This is a genomic window from Arthrobacter sp. H5 (assembly GCF_000520595.1).
Classification (GTDB): Bacteria; Actinomycetota; Actinomycetes; order Actinomycetales; family Micrococcaceae; genus Arthrobacter_D.
Genome location: NZ_KI915005.1, coordinates 6326 through 21008, shown reverse-complemented (window position 1 = coordinate 21008; position 14683 = coordinate 6326). Strand labels below are relative to the sequence as shown.

At 63.6% G+C, this 14683-nt stretch carries 18 protein-coding genes; 12 read left to right on the top strand and 6 right to left on the bottom strand.

Annotation, left to right across the window (positions count from 1 at the left end; translation table 11 throughout):
• The 3 genes from Y708_RS25345 to Y708_RS0114725 form a co-directional block, all read left to right on the top strand.
• Positions 1-1635: glycoside hydrolase family 15 protein (locus Y708_RS25345; protein WP_051479026.1), on the top strand; the 1635-nt coding region annotated here is incomplete at its 5' end.
• A 49-nt stretch (positions 1636-1684) separates the two neighbouring features.
• Positions 1685-2407 (top strand): AzlC family ABC transporter permease, encoded by a 723-nt coding sequence (locus tag Y708_RS0114730; protein WP_028280516.1) that lies wholly within the window; start codon positions 1685-1687, stop codon positions 2405-2407.
• Positions 2404-2715 (top strand): AzlD domain-containing protein, encoded by a 312-nt coding sequence (locus Y708_RS0114725; protein ID WP_028280515.1) that lies wholly within the window; start codon positions 2404-2406, stop codon positions 2713-2715. Before Y708_RS0114730 ends, Y708_RS0114725 begins: the two co-directional genes overlap by 4 nt.
• A 105-nt stretch (positions 2716-2820) precedes the next feature.
• Here Y708_RS0114725 and Y708_RS0114720 read toward each other — a convergent pair whose 3' ends face one another.
• From Y708_RS0114720 to Y708_RS0114700, 5 genes are all read right to left on the bottom strand, one after another.
• The gene (locus Y708_RS0114720; protein ID WP_028280514.1) at positions 2821-3936 is read right to left on the bottom strand and encodes an acetate/propionate family kinase; all 1116 of its coding nucleotides are present in this window, start codon (positions 3934-3936) and stop codon (positions 2821-2823) included.
• A gap of 46 nt (positions 3937-3982) precedes the next feature.
• Complete coding sequence (locus Y708_RS28495; protein WP_028280513.1) at positions 3983-4291, bottom strand: DUF4193 domain-containing protein; 309 nt, start codon at positions 4289-4291, stop codon at positions 3983-3985.
• A 102-nt stretch (positions 4292-4393) separates the two neighbouring features.
• The gene (gene pta / locus Y708_RS0114710; RefSeq protein ID WP_028280512.1) at positions 4394-6463 is read right to left on the bottom strand and encodes a phosphate acetyltransferase; all 2070 of its coding nucleotides are present in this window, start codon (positions 6461-6463) and stop codon (positions 4394-4396) included.
• A 179-nt stretch (positions 6464-6642) separates the two neighbouring features.
• The gene (locus Y708_RS0114705; protein ID WP_028280511.1) at positions 6643-7140 is read right to left on the bottom strand and encodes a GNAT family N-acetyltransferase; all 498 of its coding nucleotides are present in this window, start codon (positions 7138-7140) and stop codon (positions 6643-6645) included.
• A gap of 65 nt (positions 7141-7205) precedes the next feature.
• Positions 7206-7385 carry a hypothetical protein gene (locus tag Y708_RS0114700; protein WP_028280510.1) on the bottom strand — a complete coding sequence of 60 codons (180 nt, stop codon included), beginning with the start codon at positions 7383-7385 and terminating at the stop codon, positions 7206-7208.
• Positions 7386-7419: 34 nt separating this feature from the next.
• Between Y708_RS0114700 and Y708_RS27615 the strand changes: the two genes are divergently transcribed.
• The 6 genes from Y708_RS27615 to Y708_RS0114670 are packed head-to-tail and all read left to right on the top strand — an operon-like array spanning position 7420 to position 10847.
• Positions 7420-8106, top strand: a complete 687-nt coding sequence (locus tag Y708_RS27615; protein WP_028280509.1) for a hypothetical protein — start codon at positions 7420-7422, stop codon at positions 8104-8106.
• Positions 8107-8147: 41 nt separating this feature from the next.
• On the top strand, positions 8148-8477 hold the full coding sequence (locus Y708_RS0114690) for a thiamine-binding protein (RefSeq protein ID WP_028280508.1): 330 nt from the start codon (positions 8148-8150) through the stop codon (positions 8475-8477).
• Complete coding sequence (locus tag Y708_RS0114685) at positions 8474-9118, top strand: O-methyltransferase (RefSeq protein ID WP_028280507.1); 645 nt, start codon at positions 8474-8476, stop codon at positions 9116-9118. The genes Y708_RS0114690 and Y708_RS0114685 overlap by 4 nt, the downstream gene beginning before the upstream one ends.
• A gap of 25 nt (positions 9119-9143) precedes the next feature.
• Positions 9144-9650 carry a GNAT family N-acetyltransferase gene (locus Y708_RS0114680; protein ID WP_162150483.1) on the top strand — a complete coding sequence of 169 codons (507 nt, stop codon included), beginning with the start codon at positions 9144-9146 and terminating at the stop codon, positions 9648-9650.
• 48 nt (positions 9651-9698) lie between these two features.
• Positions 9699-9998 carry a TM2 domain-containing protein gene (locus tag Y708_RS25330; RefSeq protein WP_253905833.1) on the top strand — a complete coding sequence of 100 codons (300 nt, stop codon included), beginning with the start codon at positions 9699-9701 and terminating at the stop codon, positions 9996-9998.
• 33 nt (positions 9999-10031) lie between these two features.
• On the top strand, positions 10032-10847 hold the full coding sequence (locus Y708_RS0114670) for a spermidine synthase (protein ID WP_155853889.1): 816 nt from the start codon (positions 10032-10034) through the stop codon (positions 10845-10847).
• Here the strand turns inward: Y708_RS0114670 and Y708_RS0114665 are convergent.
• Complete coding sequence (locus Y708_RS0114665; protein WP_035776495.1) at positions 10844-11737, bottom strand: LysR family transcriptional regulator; 894 nt, start codon at positions 11735-11737, stop codon at positions 10844-10846. The genes Y708_RS0114670 and Y708_RS0114665 overlap by 4 nt on opposite strands.
• A 149-nt stretch (positions 11738-11886) precedes the next feature.
• On the opposite strand from Y708_RS0114665, the gene Y708_RS0114660 reads away from it, so the two are divergent.
• The 3 genes from Y708_RS0114660 to Y708_RS25325 all read left to right on the top strand — a co-directional run.
• A complete protein-coding gene (locus Y708_RS0114660; protein WP_035776493.1) occupies positions 11887-13281 on the top strand; it encodes an MFS transporter in 1395 nt (464 codons plus the stop codon).
• Positions 13282-13283: 2 nt separating this feature from the next.
• The gene (locus tag Y708_RS0114655) at positions 13284-14111 is read left to right on the top strand and encodes a 3-hydroxybutyrate dehydrogenase (protein ID WP_081746828.1); all 828 of its coding nucleotides are present in this window, start codon (positions 13284-13286) and stop codon (positions 14109-14111) included.
• Positions 14112-14209: 98 nt separating this feature from the next.
• A partial coding sequence (locus Y708_RS25325; protein ID WP_051479025.1) for a copper resistance CopC family protein occupies positions 14210-14683 on the top strand: 474 nt, incomplete at its 3' end.

The following is a 14683-nucleotide window of genomic DNA, read 5'->3' as shown; positions in this document are numbered from 1 at the left end:
CCCGCCAAGGACGCGGGGAACGCGGAGCTGATCGAATGGAAGTATATCGACTCGACATTCGTGGTTCAGTCCCTCTGGGGCACGGACGCCGGGGACGTGCAGGTCACCGACTTCATGCCCATCCATGACCGGCGCGCCTCCCTGGCCCGCCGCATCAAGGGAATCAGCGGTAACGTTCCGATGCGGCAGGAACTGGTGGTCCGCTTTGGCTACGGCGAGGTGCTGCCATGGGTGAGGCGCACCCACGAAAAGGGCGGCCCCGGAATCCTGGCAATGGCGGGACCGGATGCGCTGCTCCTGCGGGGGAAGCATCTGCCCCAGGCTGCGGACCATAAGCACGCGGGTGAGTTCACCGTGGCAGCGGGCGAAGAGGTGGACCTGGAGGTGGTGTGGTATCCCTCCCATCGGGCGCAGCCTGCCCCGCTGGATTTTGATCGAACCCTTCAGGACACGATTGATTATTGGTCTGACTGGGCCGAAAGCTGCGAGAAGCAGGGTAAGTATGACGACATCGTCAAGCGGTCGCTCCTCGTTCTGCGTGCGTTGACGCACGAGGACACCGGCGGTATCGTCGCCGCTCCCACCACCTCCCTGCCCGAGCAGTTTGGCGGCGCGCGGAACTGGGACTACCGGTTCTGCTGGCTTCGCGATGCCGCACTTACCCTCGAGGCAATGATGACGCACGGGTACCAGGGCGAAGCCCTCGAATGGCGCAACTGGTTGCTGAGGGCCGTGGCCGGTGCACCCAAGGACTTGCAGATCATGTACAGCGTTTCCGGGGAAAGGGACCTCCCCGAAAAAGAGCTGGAGCACCTGCCCGGTTACGCCAATTCAACTCCGGTCCGCGTTGGTAACGGGGCCGTCGCCCAGTACCAGGCCGACGTTGTGGGTGAGGTGATGGTCGCCCTGGAAAAGCTGCGCAACCGGGGTGTGGAGGAGGATAAATTCTCCTGGCCGCTGCAGCACTCCCTGCTGGGATTCGCTGAAAAGCGCTTGGACGTGAAGGATCACGGAATCTGGGAGATGCGCGGCGAGCCGGACTACTTCACCCATTCCCGCGTGATGATGTGGGCGGCGTTTGACCGCGGTGTCCGGGCTGTCCGCGACCACGGCCTGGAGGGGCAGGCGGACCGCTGGGAGACCTGCCGGGACGAACTCCGCGCGGAAATTCTGGAGCAGGGCTTCAATTGGGACATTAACTCGTTCACCCAGACCTACGGCCGCGAACCCCTTGACGCTTCGCTGCTGCAGCTTCCCCAGGTTGGCTTCCTCGCCTACGACGATCCGATGATGCTCGGCACCGTTGAGCGGCTGGAAAAGGAGCTACTGGACGAGCATGGCCTGATGCTGCGCTACCGGACCGAAGACAGCTTCGACGGACTGGAGCCGGGTGAGCACCCTTTCCTGGCCTGCTCCTTCTGGCTGGTGGAGCAGTACGCACGCTCAGGCCGGATGCCGGATGCCGAGAAGCTCATGGATCAGTTGGTGGGCTACGCCAACGAACTGGGCCTCCTGTCGGAAGAGTACGACGCCGGCAACAACCGCATGGCGGGCAACTTTCCGCAGGCATTCTCCCACCTTGCGCTGGTCCGCGCGGCGGACGCCATCCATGGGGTGAACAGCGGCTCGCTGTAGGTGGATTGCTGGTTGCCGGCAGCATACCGAAAGGGCATAACCTAAACCGGTGGAGTTTACGAAGTCGCCCGGCGTGAGAATAGGTCTATCGATTGCGGTGGCCACGGGGCTTTATGGGGTGTCTTTCGGGGCGCTGTCGGTTGCCTCAGGGCTTGACCTGTGGCAGACGATGGCGCTAAGTCTCCTGCTGTTCAGCGGCGGATCGCAGTTTGCTTTCATCGGCGTCGTGGGCGGCGGCGGTAGCGGCGCCGCCGCCATGTCGGCTGCCAGCTTGCTGGGCATCCGCAACGCTGTTTACGCCATGCAGATGAACGCACTGGTCCGGCCGCGCGGCTGGCGGAAACTGCTCGCCGCACAGGTCACCATTGACGAATCCACCGCGACAGCCAGCGGTCAGACCGACAATCTTGAGCAGCGCCGGGGATTCTGGACTGCCGGCATTGGCATCTATGTTCTGTGGAATCTGTTTACGGCCGTTGGCGCACTCCTTGGCAACGCCATGGGTGATCCTGCGCAATGGGGCCTGGACGGTGCCGCGGTGGCGGCCTTCCTCGCTTTATTGTGGCCGCGGTTGAAGGCCCGCGAGCCGGTCGCGATCGCCGTCGTCTGTGCTGTGGTGACGCTCCTCGCGGTGCCGTTTGTGCCAGCGGGCATTCCGATCCTCATCGCCGCCGCGGTTGCCGGCGCGCTGGGCTGGGTCAGTCATGGTCCGGCGGATGAAGGCCTGGAGCCCGACGTCGACCCCTATGCCACGAGGGAGGACCACCCGTGAGCTTGTGGATCTGGATTCTGATCGCATGCGCGGTTGCCTACCTCACCAAGTTCGCCGGGTACCTGGTGCCGGCGAAGTGGATGGAGAATCCGCGGATGACGCGGATCGCCGGGACGCTCACCATCGGGTTGCTGGCGTCCCTCACCGCAGTCAATACCTTTGCCAGCGGGCAGGCATTGGTGCTCGACGCGCGGGTTGCCGCCCTCGCGGCAGCCGCAGTGGCGCTGTGGCTGCGGGCGCCTTTTCTCGTCGTCGTCCTTGCCGGGGCCGCGGCCGCCGCACTGGCCAGGCTTGCCGGTATTCCCTAGCACCTCCTGCATCGACTCTCCCCAAATGGACGTTTTCAGGCCATAAAAGGCGCTGAGAAGGTCATTTTGGGGAGAGTCGATGGGGGTCGGGGAGGGGAGAGTCGATTAGGAGGAACGGCCGACGACGGCGGCAGTCGCCTCCGCGATCGCCGCCTCTTCGTCGGTGGGCACCACCAGGACCGGAAAGGCGGATTCCTCGGTGCTGATCTGGCGGGCGGCGCGGCTACGCTTGCGGTTTTCGGCGTCGTCGATGAACACTCCCAGCGCGCCGAGCCGGCCCACCACCCGTTCCCGAAAATCCCACGAGTTTTCGCCGATGCCCGCCGTGAAGACCAAAGCCTGCGCTCCGCCCACCGCAATGTGGTAGCCGCCAATGTATTTAGCCAGCCGGTAGCTGGCGATGTCGAGGGCGGTCTCCGACTGTGCATCGCTGGATTCAACCACTGAACGCATGTCGCTGTGGCCGGTGAGGCCCTTGAGCCCGGATTCGCGGTTGAGCAGGTCATTCAGATCCTGCTCGGAGTAGCCCTCGCGGCTGAGGAACAAGAGGATGGACGGGTCAATATCGCCGGAGCGGGTTCCCATGACCAGGCCCTCAAGGGGGGTGAAACCCATGGAGGTGTCGATGCTTCGGCCGTCGCGGACTGCAGTGACGGACGCCCCGTTTCCGAGGTGCGCAATGACGCCCGTAAAATCTGCGGGCTGGACTCCCAGCAACCCGGCCGACTGCCGTGTCACGTACTCGAACGACGTGCCGTGGAACCCGTACCGTCGTATCCCGAACCGCGTGTACAGCTCATCCGGCACTGCGTAGCGCCAGGCATGCTCTGGGAGCGTCCGGTGGAACGCCGTATCAAAGACGGCAACCTGCGGGATTTCCGGCCATTTCTCCGCGATGGCGCGTATGCCCTGCACATTGGCCGGATTGTGGAGCGGCGCCAGCGGGTTCAGCCGTTCGATCGCCCGGGTGATTTCGTTATTGATGAGCACCGGCGCGCTGAAGCGCTCGCCGCCGTGGACAACGCGGTGCCCGACGGCGTCGATCGCCATATCGCCAAGTGCTTTCGACACGTCCGCATCCACCCGTTCCAAGGCGGCACTATGGTCCGGGGTCTCGTCCCCGCCGATCCGCTCGACGATGCCTTCGGTCAGGACATCGGAGCCGTCCCGGAGCTGATACTTCAGCGAGGACGAACCCGAGTTAATGACGAGAATGATCATGATGCCTCCGGCGGAGCTGCTGCTGAGTGCTCAGCAGGTGTGGTTGTTACCCCTCGCACTCCCTGCAGTACTTGTCGCCCTTTTTGGTTTCGCGGGCAAGCTGACTGCGGTGATGGACCAGGAAGCACGACATGCAGGTGAATTCGTCCTCCTGCTGTGGAACAACCTGGATGAGCAGCTCTTCGTGCGAAAGGTCCGCACCGGGCAGTTCAAAGCCTTCTGCACCTTCGCCGTCTTCAACATCAATCTGCGCTGTCTGGCTGCTAGCACTGCGCTGGGCTTGGATGGCCTCGAGTGATTCATTGGCCGGTTGATCTTCTGGTTTGACGCGTGGTTCGTCGTAATCGGTTGCCATGTGGCTGTACCCTCCTTCAGGTGACGCTGCATTAGCGTACACGCGAAATCTGCAACCCCGCTGAGTATAAGACTATTCCCGGAGTGATTGTGACCACACTTGTCAGCTCTGCGCCTGAACCGCCGTGATCGCAACCGTGTTAACGATGTCCTCCACCGTGCAGCCGCGGGACAGGTCGTTGACCGGTTTGCGCAGTCCCTGAAGCACGGGCCCAACCGCTACAGCCCCGGCGGACTGCTGCACTGCCTTGTAGGTGTTGTTGCCTGTGTTGAGGTCCGGGAAGATGAACACCGTCGCCTGACCCGCTACTGATGACCCGGGAAGTTTCGATTCGGCAATCGACGCGTCCACGGCGGCGTCGTACTGGATGGGTCCCTCGACTGGAAGGTTGGGACGCAGCCGGCGCACCAGTTCCGTGGCCCTTCGAACCTCGTCCACAGCCCCGCCGTGACCTGACTCACCCGTGGAGTAGGAGAGCATAGCGACCCGGGGCGTGACGCCAAACTGGGCAGCTGTCTCCGAAGAGGCAACCGCGATGTCAGCCAATTGCTCCTCATTGGGTTCGGGATTCACGGCGCAGTCTCCGTAGACCAGGACCCGGTCGCGCAGCAGCATCAGGAACACGGATGAGACAATTTTCACACCATCCTTGGTCTTGACGAATTCCAGTGCAGGCCGAATTGTGTTGGCCGTGGTGTGGGCCGCCCCCGACACCATGCCGTCAACTTTCCCAAGCTGCACCATCATGGTTCCAAAATACGCACCTTCGAGCATGCGTTCGCGAGCCTCGTCCAGAGATACGTTCTTATGCGACCGCAGCCTGGCGTACTCCGCCGCGAATTCCTCGCGCAGCTCTGAGGTCGAAGGGTCCACCAATGAGATGCCGGTGAGGTCAATACCGTGCCCGGAAGCCAGCTCCCGCACCTTGGCATCTGGTCCCAGGATGGTCAGGTCGCAGACATCCCGCCGCCGCAGGATCTCCGCCGCCTTGAGGATCCGCAGATCCAGTCCTTCAGGCAGCACAATGTGCTGACGCTGGGACCGTGCACGCTCAATGAGTTCGTGCAGGAAACGCAACGGCGTCATGGTGACCGGCCGGGGCAGTTCGAGACGTTCCAGCAGCTCGGAGGCATCCACCTGCCGGGCCCAGACACCCAGCGCCGCAGCCGACTTGCGCCGCAGACCCGTTGCAATCTCGCCGCGCACCTCGCTGACGCGGCGCGCGGCGGTGTAGGTATCGTCGTCGACAGCGAACACCGGGAATGGTGCCTGCGCGAGTAGAGCAAGGATGTTGGCATCCGGCGCAAGACCGCCGGTCAGGATCATCCCGGACGGCACCGGAAACTCCGGCGAGAACGACGACGCCAGCGTTCCCACGAGCACGTCCGCGCGGTCCCCGGGAACGATCACCAGCGCGCCATCGGTGAGCAGCTCCAGAAAATGCCCAACGTTCATCGCCGCGACCCGGACGGAACTGACATCCCGCTCCATGGTTGCACTGCCGGCAATGTGGCGTGCCTTCAGGGACGCCGCAACCTCCGAGATGGTGGGCTGGGAAATCTCGGCGAGTTCCGGAATCACGTACACCGGACGCCCCGAACGCCCAGGGCGCACCTGCGCGCTGATCTCGCTGACGGCGTCGTCCGCTGAGCGGTTCACCATCATGGCCAGCAGCGAAACGTTTGCCTCGTCCAGTTCGCGGCGGGCGACGTCGACGGCGTCGGCAGCCTCAGCGGCCGACATCTCCTTGGCGTTGACCACGGCGAGCACCATGGCGCCGAGGTTGTTCGCGAGCCGGGCGTTGAGGTCGAATTCGACGGCGGCGTCATGCCCGCTGAGGTCCGTTCCCTCGACGATGATCACGTCGCAGACGCGGGCCATTTCGCTGTAGATGGCGACGCAGCGGGCGTCGATCTCCTCGCGGTTCCCGGCCACCAGCAACGCGCGCGCTTCCGCCCGGGTAAGGCCGCCGCGGGCTGCCTCCTCCGGGAGGTTGAAGGTCCGCTGGATGAGCAGCACCATTGGATCATGCGCGGCGTCGTCGCTGTCGACGATCGGCCGGAAGAAGCCTATGCGGTCCGCGTGGCGGTGCAGCATGTCCGCCAGCCCCAGGGAGATGAGTGATTTTCCGGAGCCGGGGGCCATGGCACTGACATATATTCCGCGGGTCATTACCCCATCCTGCCACTGCCGGCATCGAGGCGTTAGATGGGGCACTAAACCGTGGCTGTTCCTCCGCCGAGTGGTTAGCTATGGTGCTTGAGGATGCTCAGAATCGTCATAGCTAACGCGTCGGCGCTGAGAGTGGGTGACTCAAGACGCATCATCTAACGGGTCTGCGCTGGGAGGGCTCAGCCGACGCCGGCCACCCGGCTCCGCCGCTCGATCAACACGGTATCCCGCCAGGTACCCCGGTTCTTTGCCACCCGTTCGCGGACCCCGATCTGCCGGAATCCGAGGCTTTCATGGAGCGCAAGGCTGACCGTGTTCTCGGGAAAGACACTCGAATAAAGGGTCCAGATGCCGGCGGCCTCTGTCGATTCGATGAGCTTCTCCAGCAACGCGCGGCCCACTCCCTGCCCCTGCGCCTCAGGGGCAACGTACACAGAGTTCTCCACTACCCCGGCATAGGCGCCGCGTGCTGAAACAGGCACCACCGCCGCCCACCCGAGCAGGGCGCCGTCGTCGCTCTCTGCCACCCAGCGGTGATTCACCAGGCGGGTCGCGTTGAACGAAAGCCAGTCCGGCGTCGACGTTTCGAAGGTCGCGTTGCCGCCCTCAATGCCGGCGGCGAAGATGCGTTCGACGTCGGGCCAGTCGGGTCCGGTCATGGCGCGGATCTGGAACATGGGTTCATCATCCCAGACGGTGCAGGTAAAGCGCAGGGTGGTTGGAGCGTTGTCAGCCGCCGAATCTACGCCCAGTCGATCAGAGACAGCAGCTTCCCCGCGATGTGGTCAACGGTGAGGCCGTCAGTGCTCAGTCGGTGGGTGTCGTCCGGCGCTTCCTGATCGAGCCGGGCAGCGGACAAACGGCTTCTCGCGAGGTGCTGCTCGAGGCCGACGCCACTTTCACGAGTGCGCGGTAGGGCCATGTTCGGCGAACTGCGGCACTGCTAGCATTCACCCATGGGTGGCCTTTTCGCAGCAGCGCTCGGACTGGCGGTGGCAGGCCTTGATCCCGTTGGCGCCCTGATCGCCATCAGCGCCCTGGCCAGCGGCATGCGGATGCGGTGGATCATCGTCTTTGGGTTGGTGGTGCTCGCCGGGACCGCCCTCCTGGGATCATTTCTCTCCCTGACCATCGGGCGGCAGCTCGCCGACATCGACTGGACGTTCTTGATTCCGGACGGGGCAGTCGGCGCCGTGGCGGAACTGGTCATTGCCGCACTGCTCCTCGGATGGGCATATCGCAGGCTGCGCAAGCCCGACACATCAGCCAGGAAGCCTCAGCGAAAGCGGTCGGGAGGTCCCGCACTGGTTGCGTTCGGAGCCCTGTTCGCGGTCTCTGCCGTGCTTGACCCAACGTTCGTTGGTTTGGTGGTTGTTGCCGGTCGGGGTGAGCCGGTGTGGCAAGTGTTCCTTGCGCACAGCCTATGGGCTCTGATCAGCCAGCTCCCGTTGACCGTGCTGCTGATCGCTGTGGCCTTCAGACGGCACGACCGGTTGGTCGCTTGGTTTCAACGCTGGTGGGGTCGCCAGCGAACTACGGTGCAGCACATCCTCACCGCTGTCCTTGCCCTCGCCGGCCTTGTCCTTGTTGTTGACGGCGGCTGGTATTTCGCCACAGGGGAATTTCTCATTCCTGGCCCGTGACCACTAGTGACCCAGGCACTCAAACCTGACAGGATGGGTCCATGCTTGTAGCCTTCTCAGTTGCCCCGTCCGGTTCGGAAAAAGATAACACCGGCTCTGTCCACGATGCAGTGGCTGAAGCCGTCAAGATTGTGCGCGATTCCGGCCTGCCCAACCACACCAGTTCCATGTTCACCGAGATCGAAGGCGAATGGGACGAAGTGATGAATGTGATCAAACGGGCCACCGACGCCGTGGCCAAACACGGCAGCCGCGTATCGCTTGTGATCAAGGCGGACATCCGTCCCGGCCATTCCGGCGAGCTCACCGGAAAGGTGGAACGGCTGGAACGCGCCATCGATGAGATGGATGAGTACAGGGGGCATTCGTGAGCGAATGGGCGGACGTTGACCGGTACCTGACGGACACTCTGGTCAAGCCGGATGAAGCGCTGCGCAGCGCAGTGGAGAACACGCACGACGCCGGCCTGCCCGCCATCGAGGTCACGGCCGCTCAGGGTAAGTTCCTGATGCTCATCGCAAGGATTCACGGGGCACGCAGGGTGCTCGAGATCGGCACCCTGGGCGGGTTCAGCACTATCTGGCTCGCCCGCGGAATCCCCGACGACGGCACGGTGGACACCTGCGAGTTCGAGCCTGTGCACGCGGAGGTGGCGCGCGGCAACCTGGAGGCTGCCGGCGTAGGGCATAAAGTCAGCATCCACGTCGGTGCGGCGCTGGACACTCTGCCGACCCTCAACGGACCGTATGATCTGTTCTTCATTGACGCAGACAAGGCCAACAACCCGAACTACCTTGAGTGGGCGGTGAAGCTTGCACGTCCAGGCGCGGTAATTATCCTCGACAATGTGGTGCGTGGGGGAGAAGTGCTGAACGCGGACGGGGACGAGGATATCCGCGGCACCCGTCGGGCCCTGGAATTGTTCGGCACACACCCGCGCTTGGATGCCACCGCCCTGCAAACGGTGGGGACAAAGGATTGGGACGGATTTGCGCTCGCCGTCGTCGACTAAAACAGGCTTTCCCGCAAACATGTTCATGATCAGACCCGTTGCTGACGACGAATTTGAGGCCGCGCTCCGCATGAAGAACGCTGCGTGGCGTGAGGCCTATGCAGGGCAACTGAGCGGTGAGGTACTCGCGGGCCTGGACCAGCGGGTGGATGAGCAGGCCTCGTGGTGGCGTGAGGAAGTTGAGCGCGGGATCGCTCCGCCGTTGGTGGCGGTGGATCCAGCTGGCAGGATCGTGGGCATTGCCGCAGGCGGTCCGGCAAGGGGAGATTACCCGCCGGTGGGGACAGAGCTGCACATGGTCTACGTCCTTGCCGAAGCCTATGGAACAGGGCTGGCGCGGGCACTGGTGGAACGGTCCATTGGGCACGCGGCTGCACTGGTCTGGGTGCTCGAGACCAACCCGCGCGCCGTTGCCTTCTACCGAAAGCTCGGCTTTGAGCCGGACGGCGCCCGCGAACCGTTGTCTGAACGCTGGAATAACTGCGCTGAGATCCGCATGGTGCGCGGACCGCAGCCGCAGATCGTCTCCTAAACTTAGGCTTGACCCTTCCTGAGCGCCAGCAAAACCCCAAAGGACACGATGTCGAACAATTACGGAAACCAGCCAGCGCGCCAGATTGTTGTGCAATCAGCGAAGGAAAGCTGGCTTGCCTACCTCCTGTGGTTCCTGCTGGGCAATCTAGGCGTTCATAAGTTCTACCTCAAACAGAACGGGATGGGGTTCATCTACCTGGGCCTAAGCGCCCTAGGATGGCTGACCGTCTGGTTCTTTGTTGGGTTTGTCTTCCTGATCCCGCTCTGGATCATGATGGTCATCGATCTCTTCACCATGCCCGGACGGGTGCGCGCGGTCAACCAGAGTCTGATGCGCGGCTACTGACCGGTGGGCCGTCAACGTCCAGGGAAGGATTCCGTGGCGCCGGCCCCCGGACCCGGACCGGTGCCCGGGATCTACGAGATCGCCACGGGAACGTGCGAGCTGCAGTCCGACAAGTTCAACCCCAACGGCTGGCTGCTGACCATCAACGGGGTCCCGAGCTCTCATATTGACCTGGCGGACCCAGAACGGCTCGATTTCGAGTACATGCGGTGGATAGCCTCTCTGGTTTCCTCGCGTTGGGCTGTCTCCGAACGGCTGAGGACGCTGCATCTGGGCGGAGGAGCGTGCTCCCTGGCCCGCAGTTTGGCGGTGACTTTCCCGGACGCGCGGCAGGTGGTGGTGGAGCTCGATGGGAAACTCGCCGTGTTGGTGCGGGAATGGTTTGACCTGCCGCGGGCGCCGCTCATGCGCATCCGGGTTGGCGAAGCCCGGGCGGTCACGGAGTCGCTGACCGACAACAGCCGCGACCTGATTGTCAGGGATGTCTTCGCGGGAAGCCGGACGCCTCTTCCCCTCGTCACGGCGGAGTTCACCCAGCACGCGAAACGGGTCCTGGCTGCCGACGGCGTGTACGTGGTGAACTGCGGGGACGCCCCGGATCTCAAAGTGGCCAGGAAGGAAGCGGCGACCATCTCGTCGGTCTTTGAAAACACCGTTATTATCGCCGACCCGGCCATGCTCAAAGGCCGCCGCTACGGCAACGTAGTGATCGCGGGAAGTGATGCGCCGCTGGGCGATCATCCCGGGCTTGCGCGGGAACTACTGGGCGGCGGAGTTCCGGCCCACCTGTGGACCGGCGAACAGGTGCGGCGCTTCGCGGACGGTGCGGCGGTCCTGAGGGATAGCTAGCGTCCCAGCAGCCTGTCCTCGAACTCATCCGTTGCTGAACGCAGAGCGGCGACTACTGCCGCGACGGCGGGCTGCCGCAGCGAATCGGGCCGGGCCACGAGCCAGTACCCCAGCTTTTCCGCCACGACGGCTGGGAGCAACCGCACCAGATCATCGTGCAGGTTCGCCATGAAGCATGGCAGCAGCCCAATCCCCGCACCGGCGCGGGTGGCCTCCACGTGCACAAAGACGTTGGTTGAGCTCAAGGAATCCTTCATGGTCGGCAGCAGTCTCCGCGGCGTATCCAAACTGTCCACCTGCAGCATCGAATCGATGAAGTACACCAGCGGATGCTCCATCACCTCTCCCAGCAAACTGGGTGAACCGAAGTCGGACAGATAGGAGCGCGACGCATACAAACCCAGCATGTATTCGCCCAGCTGGACAGCTTCCGCACGGTGAACCTGCGGCTCACCGACCACCACTTCAAGGTCAAGCCCGCTCCGGGTCTGCGACGCCCGACGGGTGGCCGCGACAATCTCGATGCTCAACTTCGGGTGCACGCGCCGCAGGCGGGCGAAGGCCGGCGCCGCGATGTATGCACTGAACCCGTCCGTGGCACTCATGCGCACGACGCCGGAAAGCCGGTGAGCGCCGTCGTCGTTCCCGTCCAGCGTGGCCACCGCATCGGCGACCCGTTCAGCGGCCGACACAGCGCGGGCGCCGAGGTCCGTCAACTCCCAACCCCCGCTCGCCCGCACCAGCACACGCCCGCCCAGGGATTTCTCCAGCGCAGTGATCCGGCGGGAAACCGTGGTGTGGTTGAGGTCAAGGCTGTCCGCGGCGGAGGTGAACCGCCCGGTGCGTGAGACGGCGAGAAGGATCAGCAAGTCATCGGGGTTGGTGAGCACCTCTGCATTTTCGCAGATTTATCCTGCGCATGTAGTCATTGAAAGCAATCAAATGTGCAGGGATACTCAATAGCGTTGTCCATGGGGTGACCGCAGTCACACGCAAGATGGCAGGAAAAGTGTCATTGCCGACACAGAAGGAGCTACACATGAGCGCCAATCAACGCTCGGCGAAACCCGCCGCGGGCCAGGACCGGACCGAAACCTCGGGCCTTAAAAAGATCGTCGGAGCCTCAATGGTGGGCACGGTGGTGGAGTGGTACGAGTTCTTCCTATATGCCACGGCGGCGTCCCTGGTCTTCGCCACGGTGTTCTTCCCCAATGCCGACACACCGCTGGACGCGGTGATCGCGGGCTTCCTGACCTACGCCGTCGGTTTTATCGCCCGTCCACTGGGCGGAATCTTCTTCGGCCAGATCGGCGACAAGCTCGGCCGCAAGCACACCCTCCAGGTGACCATCATCCTGGTTGGTGTCGCCACGTTCCTGATGGGCTGCCTGCCCGGCTTCGATTCCATTGGTTACTGGGCGCCGGCACTGCTGGTGATCCTGCGGTTCATCCAGGGCTTCGCCGTCGGCGGCGAGTGGGGTGGCGCTGTTCTGCTGGTTGCCGAGCACAGCCCCAATAAGTCGCGTGGCTTCTGGTCCAGCTGGCCGCAGGCCGCCGTTCCGGTGGGCAACCTGCTGGCCACTACGGTGCTGCTGACCATGTCCTGGATTCTCCCGGAGGACGAGTTCCTCAGCTGGGGCTGGCGCGTGGCGTTCTGGCTTTCCGCCGTCATCGTGGTGATTGGCTACTACATCCGCACCCACGTCAGCGAAGCACCGATTTTCCTTGAGGCACGCGAGCAGGTTGAGCGCGAAAAGGCCATCAGCTACGGTGTGTTCGAAGTTGTGAAGAAGTATCCGAAGGGCATCCTTGGCGCCATGGGCCTGCGGTTCGCGGAAAACATTCTGTACTACATCATTGTTGCGTTCTCGATTGTCTACCTGTCGCAGGTCCACGGATACGACACGTCCCAGCTGCTCCTGGCTCTGCTGATCGCCCATGTGATCCACTTCCTGGTCATCCCGCAGGTCGGCAGGCTCTCCGATCGCTTTGGACGCAAACCGGTGTACCTTGCCGGAGCCATCCTTGGTGCATCATGGGCGTTCTTCGCCTTCCCCATGTTCGATACCCAGAATCCAGTCATTATTGTCCTGGCCATCACCATCGGCCTCTGCTTCCACGCACTGATGTACGCCGGTCAGCCCGCCATCATGGCCGAGATGTTCCCGACGCGCATGCGCTACTCGGGTGTTTCGCTCGGGTACCAGGTCACCTCGATCCTCGCCGGTTCCCTGGCGCCGATCATCGCCACCGCTATTCTGCGGGACACGGGGTCCTGGTTCGGAGTTGCGCTCTATGTCCTCGGTGCGTGCGTTGTCACCGCCATTGCGGTACTCACGCTCCGCGAAACAAAGGGCATCTCGCTCCGCGACGTGGACGCCGCTGACGCTGAGCGTCACGGGATCAAGGTAACCCAGGCTAGCCAGGGTAGTTAGGAATGACTGAACAACAACAACAGCACGACGACGACGGCGGCACGCGCGTGCCATCGTCGGGCGCTGCTTCGCGCGGCCACCGGACGGGGCCTCTGGCCGGCCGGCGCGCACTGGTGACCGGCGGAGCGAGCGGAATCGGGGCCGCCTGCGCGCGGGCACTCGCGTCCGCCGGCGCGCATGTGATTGTTGCCGACCGGGACTCGGATGGTGCAGCCGCCGTCGCCCGTGATGTCGGCGGCGAGGTGTGGACGGTTGACCTGCTGGACACGGGTGCACTCGAAGATCTGCACCTTGACGCAGACATCCTCATCAATAACGCCGGAATCCAGGTGGTCCGGCCGATCGAGGAATTTGTGCCAGCGGATTTCCGGCGGGTTCACACGCTCATGCTGGAAGCGCCATTCCTTCTGATCCGTGCCGCGCTGCCGTTCATGTACCGGAAGGGATTCGGCCGGATCATCAACGTGTCCTCGGTGCACGGGCTGCGGGCGTCGCCGTTCAAGTCCGCCTACGTGTCCGCCAAGCATGGGCTCGAGGGGCTGTCCAAGGTCACCGCGTTGGAGGGCGGACCGCACGGTGTGACCAGCAACTGCGTCAATCCCGGGTATGTCCGCACGCCGCTTGTGGAAGACCAGATAGCCGATCAGGCACGCCTGCATGGCATCAGTGACGACGAGGTGCTGTCCAAGATCATGCTCACCGAAAGTGCGATCAAGCGGCTGGTCGAGCCGGAGGAAGTGGCTTCGCTTGTCGCGTGGTTGGCTTCGGATCACGCGGGGATGGTCACGGGCACCTCCTACGTGATGGATGGAGGTTGGTCGGCCCGCTGACCAGCACCCGCATCGATCAGGCAGGGGCGCGGCTTGACGGCGTGCCCTGTTGATCAGCTTCCCAGCGCGCTGACAGACCAAGCACGTAGGCTTGCAGTATGAGGTCTGAATCCACAGCTGCGCGCTCCCTGCCCACCGGTCGGCTCCAGAAAACAGCGGTTCTGTTTGCCGCGATGCTCCTGGCCGCCTTGTTCACGGTCTTTGGGACGGCTACCGCCGCAGATGCCCATGACGAGCTCGCCGGGTCCAATCCCGAGGAGGGCGCTTCGGTTGAGCAGGTCCCGGAGGCTATTGAGCTGACCTTCTCCAACGTGCCGGCAGCGATCGGCTCCGAAATCCAGGTCCTGGATGCCTCCGGCGAGAATTGGTCGGAAGGCGCCGTTTCCATCACCGATGCGGTCGCCACGCAGGCTGTGCGGGCGGGAGCGCCGGCGGGCGACTACACGGTCAACTGGCGGGTGGTTTCCTCCGATTCCCACTCGATCGAGGGAAGCTTTGCCTTCACAGCCACAGAGGCAGCAGCGGGCGGGGAAGCAGCACCAGGCGCTTCCGTTGGCACGGCAGGACCGATC